We start from the raw sequence: 5479 nt of genomic DNA on the forward strand, positions 1-5479 counted from the left end.
GATGTCTTCAGGTAAAAGCTCGCCACCCAAGAACTTGAGCTGCAGTGACACCAAAATGAAATCAATTTGCGCTTCAGTCAGGTCTTGCTTCGCCGCATAGAGCTGACGAGTTCCGTTCAGCACATCGACAATCGTTCTGCTGCCAATTTCAAAACCTTGTTGAGTCGCAACAAGTGAACGTTCGGCAGAATGAACAGAGTTGGCATAGGCTTGCTGAGCACTAATAAGGGCATTGAGGTCTTTTTCTGCACCGCGGATTTGACGCGTTACGCTTCTCCAAGATTGCTCTTGAAGCTGAAGGGCTTGTTGGTATTGAACCTTGGCTTGTTGTACTTCGTTGCTGGTTGCCCCGCCTCGGTAAACAGGCAAGGTCATTGCTACACCTGCAAACACAGTTGAGTTGTCATCAATGCTATTAAACTGTTGTTTTGACTGACCCATCTCGGTTCTACGAATCTCGCTCGCAAACGTATACCGGTACTCAGCAACCAAGCCTAACGACGGTTGATGTCCAGCTTGCGCAAGTTCAATCTGCTGCTTGCTTAGCTCAACCAGCTGTTTCTGAATTTGCATCTCAGGGTTAAATTGCTGGGCTTTTTCCTGCCATGTCAGCGCATTTTCCGGCGTTGGGATATTTGCGTCGTAACGGTCCGTATTCAGTGGATAAACCGACGAAAACTCATTGCCAGACAGCTCGTAAAGCGCGTCCAATGATTTCTCAACTTCGTTTTCAGCCACAATCACCGATGCAGAAACTAAATCGAACTGAGCGCGCGCATCAATCACGTCATTTTCCGGAATCATCCCCAATGAAAATTGACGTTCGGTTTGCTTAAGTTGCTCTTCGATCGCTTCTTGTGTCGCTTTGGTTTGCTTTAACGACTCTTGCGCTTTAAGGGCATTGAAATAACCCACCACGACTTGTAAAGCGAGGCTCTCTAACGCGACTTGGTGTGAGACTTGGCTGAGCTCAACCTGCTGATTACTTAGCTCATTTGCCGCGTTCAGTTCCGCGTTATAAAGATTTTGCCCAACAGAAATAGACGCTTGCGCCGCGTTGGTGTCTATCTCGTTGAGTGTGGTGTAGCTGTTACGAAGCACACCATACGCAAGGTTTGCATCAACCTGAGGTAAATACGCGGCACCTACTTTGTCTGCACCATAGGTCGCACTATCAATGGCTAGTGCTGCACTTTTTAACGCAGGGTTATTGTCGAGAGACTGCTGATACAGCTCGCTTAAGCTGACACTTTCAGCCAATGCTCCGTAGCTCGTTAATGCTCCGGCCACCAGCACAGCTAACGCCGAGATCTTCATAGAAGATCTCGGCGTTCTGCGATTAACGGCAACCGAACTTGTAAGCATTGAAGTTTGTTTTTTCATGGAATGACCCACCAACACATCAAATGGATGAACGGACTTGCGCCCTTTTGAGTCAAGTTTTGCGATTTAGGGCGTTGAGCTGTAGCGCCGTCGGAATCAAACTTGTTCTAAGTCATGATTTACTGGCAAATACCGAGGGTTTTGTGTCGGGTTCCACATAGAATTTGGATTTAATTAATTACTTATTAAATAGATTTAAATCAAAATTAGTCATAAAACCCACTGATAGAATCACCTCATTACCTATTCACTGAGTTAATCTCGTAAATGTCCGATTTGATTTGCACTCGTGGCTACATCACTTGGTTTCACCTAGAAAACGGGTTTGGTTTTGCTAAACCTGATCACGGTGATATTGATGTACTCATTCACATCAGTGTCATTGAATTTGATGGTGAAATTAACGTAGAGGAAGGTCAGCGAGTTTATATGGAGCTTGAGGAAGTAAAAGGTAAGCCTCACTGGAATGCCGTCAAAGTGCTACCTCTGGCAAAACCATTCTCCGCATTTGAGTCAGTATGATGAAGACTCATCAACGAGGTCGTCCTACGCTGTCGCCAGTTGTGAAGCTTGCTAAACACGTTGTAAAAGACTATCAAGATTACGTGAGCCTTAACCTTCGTTACCAAGCTCAGTTTCGTCAACACTACCCAGACCACAACGCAGAGCAGTTGGCTCTCATTAACGCCGACATCATCAGCGCCTCCGAGGAGTATAAGATTTGGAGCAGCATTGATAACCTAATGCTGTCTGCGCAACGTCATTCTGATCCGATCAAGCAATGGCAAAGCACCCAAGAGAAGGTATTAGGTAATGTGCAGCAACTTATTAGCCTGTACCAGCTTCGGATTAGATCGCTTCCTGCGCAGCCAAGGTCAATACTTGTGTGTGATTTCGCGGATCAGCTTTGGCTCCATGAGCAAGCTGTCACGCAAAAAGGAATATCACAAAAGGGAATATCTCAAACGGTAATCTCGCAAACGTTAGTTTCGCAAACAGTGGCCTCTTGGCTCGAAAGTACATTAGTTAAGGCGACTGGCTTTCAACAAGATGATTGGTTCTATACCGTCACTGAAAGCTTCAAATCAAGCATCAGAGAGCTTAACGGAGCTTTATTGAATGGTTCAGAAAGTCTCAATCATTTCTGGAGTGACGACACTTCGTTTGTGCTTGAGCGCATCAAGCATCAACGAAAGATCATTCGCTTACTGATGCTGCATATTATTGACAACAAAATAGATTCATTGCTGCTAAGGCAAGCACAAAGCAGCGCGGGCAGACCAGCACTCCCCTTGCCTGTGCAATTAATGCGACAAGAGCAAGCGCTTCAAGATACGTACCTCGAATACAGAAAGGTGTGTCATGCACACAACCAAGCAGCATTAAGCATCGAAACACTGGCCGCCAAGGCGCTCGAAAAAAACAGCAAAGCAACAACCCAAACAAAAGCCGGTAGAAAACCGATGAGCGAACTGCAAAAACTCGTCAATCAGAGCCTAGTATTAGAAGATCAGATACTGTGCCAAGAACATCAGCTTAATGAGCGCACCATCGATTGTTCAAAATTAAAATCTAACCAAAGTAGCGATGGTGAAAGTGGCTCGGCAATAGATAAACCCGTTAAGAAAGGACGCCCAACACTCTCACCTCAAGACCAAATAGCTCGATTAAAAGCCAAACTCGACAACATAAATCAAGCCATTGAACAGTTGAAATCAAAAACTAACTCAGCGACCGCTGATACGATAGTGAGAAATATTTTTCAGTATCAAAGCCTTTGGCTGACCAATAAAATAGCGCACGCTGATCGCATATTAGCGAAACAAGAGAGTCCACTTGAGCTTGCTCGGCGTCGCAAGTGGGCTCAAAAGTTACTGACGATACGATCCACCTTAAGTAAGATTTAGACTTAACCTTGAGTGAGCTACGATGAGTTTCTACCTATTAAATCAAAATCTGCTTTTTAACAGTCAAAGCGGAAAGCTGTTAAACCTGACGTCTTTGCAAGAGACGCAACTGCGTTCCAATGAGTGGAAGTTGCTGTCACTTTTCATTGAACATTCAGGTTCTGACCTCACATCATCATTTATTCTTGAGGCCATTTGGGAAAGTACGCGTGCAAAATCGAGTGTCGCCACCGCGGTAAAAAACTTGCGTGCCCAACTGGGAGATTCGAGCGAACAACCAAAGTTCATCCAAACTCAAGTGATGAAGGGCTACGCCTACATCGGAGAAACTCAAGCGCTCACTGAAACAGAATACCAATCATTGATTGCTCGCCACGCTTCGTTATGGTCAAAAACAGCAAACTGGGTTCAACATAACAAAACCTTTTTTATTCATAACCTTATCAGGTTCGCATGTGTTCTTTTTATCGGCTGGAACTTAGTCGGCTTATACCATAACGGCGCATTCAGTCGCCTAATCGCAGAGCCGACCATAGCGCCACCTATCCCGATGTTGATCCATCAAAACGCTGAGACGCCAAGTGATCAAGACATTCAAATCTGCCAATCGCTACTGATTGAAGCTCAACAGAGTGCACTCTTCGATACTTTACCCTTTCATCGTGAAAGCTCTGCCCCGTCACTGCCGAGATTGTTTTGGCGAGATCACAATAAGGAGGTGCTTGTATGTCATCTATCACCACTAAAATAATCACAAGCGGTTTCATTATTGTGGCGCTGATTTCTTACGTCATCAAAGACATCTACATTTCTCAATACAGCCCAGAATCGGTGTTTGTCGATCAGTATTGGTCGTATAAGCACAGAAGATACCCAGGTCAATTTGGTTACTTGGCTCAGTTATGGGATATACGCGTCGTCGAGACAGAATCTGAAGTCTTCATGACTAAGGACAAGTCTTATCACGCCATGCACTTCAATTTTTTCGCCCCATCAGGTTCCGTTGCTCAGGTGACGGTGAAGTTCGACACTGAGTGGCAACGCTTTGAAAACAACCATATCCAGTTTGATGTGATTGCAGACTCAATTCGTTTAGAAGAAGCATCAAGGAAAATTGATCAAGTTAAATTCCACGCTTTCTCAAGAGATATAATCCTCCGTATGTTCTCAACGCCAAGAAAAATCATCTCTGTATCGTCACATGAAATCATCACTGAATTGCCGTATATAGGTTTGGTAAGGCAGATAAAAATAGACACACCGCATTTGCTTGAAGCGCGTTAATCGAACTCGAAAAATAAACACCTAGTATTGATCACATTTTCATCTCATTACCGAAGATAAAATTTAGCGAATTCAACATTAATGCGGGATAATTTCCATCATAAGGTCTGGGTTTACTTTCTATTGAGGTTTGAGCATGTTTTCTTATGAGCATCTATTGGCATTTTGCACCACGTACGAAGCATCTTCATACAGCGCAGCTGCCAAAAAGTTAGGCAAAGACCGCACCACAATACGAGACCAAGTAAAGGCCGTCGAAGACTTATATGGCGTTACGCTATTTGAAATCATCGGAAAGAAAGCAACACCGACTCAAGCGGCTGATCATATCTATCAACGCTCCAAGGTTGTGTTGAATAACACTGAGAAGCTCAGCACCTCATTAGAAAACATCTATATGGATGAGATGCTGACGCTCAATATCTATCACGACATTTCGCTACCACTCAATTTGGCTGTCAAAATCGAGCACGCTTTACAACAAAAATGCCCTGAACTTCGTGTGCATTGGCTGCATCGTAATCGAGAGGACGCGTTTGATAACATTGAATCTGAATCGAACAGCATCGCGCTTATGGAGCATAAAAACATCCAACGTTTTAGTAAAAATATCGAGTTCTTCTCTTTGGGCTATGGCAAGCTAGGTATGTATGCAGGAAAAAGAAGCAAACTCCCTCACCTCAACGCGCTGTCAATTGAAGACTTAAAGTTAGACAAGCAATATGTGAGCGAAAACCATTTCAACACGCTACCAGAGCTCTATTTTATTTCCCCCCAGTACCACCTAGTCAGCAATAACGACCTCTTATTAGAATTGGTAAAACATGACGGTTGGGCAATCATGAGTACCGATCTAGCAAAGCCCCTAGTCCAGCGCGGCGAGTTGGTAGCTCTCCAAGTAAAAC

The 5479-nt window shown here is 44.3% G+C and carries 6 protein-coding genes; 5 read left to right on the forward strand and 1 reads right to left on the reverse strand.

Annotation, left to right across the window (positions count from 1 at the left end):
* Positions 1–1383 (reverse strand): TolC family outer membrane protein (locus AB4496_RS06915; RefSeq protein WP_372130723.1); only part of this gene is annotated, 1383 nt, incomplete at its 3' end.
* 267 nt (positions 1384–1650) lie between these two features.
* On the opposite strand from AB4496_RS06915, the gene AB4496_RS06920 reads away from it, so the two are divergent.
* The 5 genes from AB4496_RS06920 to AB4496_RS06940 all read left to right on the forward strand — a co-directional run.
* On the forward strand, positions 1651–1905 hold the full coding sequence (locus tag AB4496_RS06920) for a cold shock domain-containing protein (protein WP_009844923.1): 255 nt from the start codon (positions 1651–1653) through the stop codon (positions 1903–1905).
* Complete coding sequence (locus AB4496_RS06925; RefSeq protein ID WP_032555004.1) at positions 1902–3290, forward strand: hypothetical protein; 1389 nt, start codon at positions 1902–1904, stop codon at positions 3288–3290. Before AB4496_RS06920 ends, AB4496_RS06925 begins: the two co-directional genes overlap by 4 nt.
* A gap of 22 nt (positions 3291–3312) precedes the next feature.
* Positions 3313–4041, forward strand: coding sequence for a helix-turn-helix domain-containing protein (locus AB4496_RS06930; RefSeq protein ID WP_009844921.1), 729 nt, complete (start codon positions 3313–3315; stop codon positions 4039–4041).
* Positions 4017–4574 carry a hypothetical protein gene (locus AB4496_RS06935; protein WP_009844920.1) on the forward strand — a complete coding sequence of 186 codons (558 nt, stop codon included), beginning with the start codon at positions 4017–4019 and terminating at the stop codon, positions 4572–4574. Before AB4496_RS06930 ends, AB4496_RS06935 begins: the two co-directional genes overlap by 25 nt.
* A gap of 136 nt (positions 4575–4710) precedes the next feature.
* On the forward strand, positions 4711–5479 hold a 769-nt coding region (locus AB4496_RS06940), incomplete at its 3' end, for a LysR family transcriptional regulator (protein WP_372130725.1).

The sequence above is a fragment of the Vibrio sp. 10N.222.46.A1 genome, assembly GCF_041473595.1.
Classification (GTDB): Bacteria; Pseudomonadota; Gammaproteobacteria; order Enterobacterales; family Vibrionaceae; genus Vibrio; species Vibrio tasmaniensis_A.

What these genes read in the sequence shown, in the direction of transcription:
- AB4496_RS06920 (WP_009844923.1), top strand. Translation starts at nt 1,651, where the DNA reads ATGTCCGATTTGATTTGCACTCGTGGCTACATCACTTGGTTTCACCTA.
- AB4496_RS06925 (WP_032555004.1), top strand. Translation starts at nt 1,902, where the DNA reads ATGATGAAGACTCATCAACGAGGTCGTCCTACGCTGTCGCCAGTTGTG.
- AB4496_RS06930 (WP_009844921.1), top strand. Translation starts at nt 3,313, where the DNA reads ATGAGTTTCTACCTATTAAATCAAAATCTGCTTTTTAACAGTCAAAGC.
- AB4496_RS06935 (WP_009844920.1), top strand. Translation starts at nt 4,017, where the DNA reads ATGTCATCTATCACCACTAAAATAATCACAAGCGGTTTCATTATTGTG.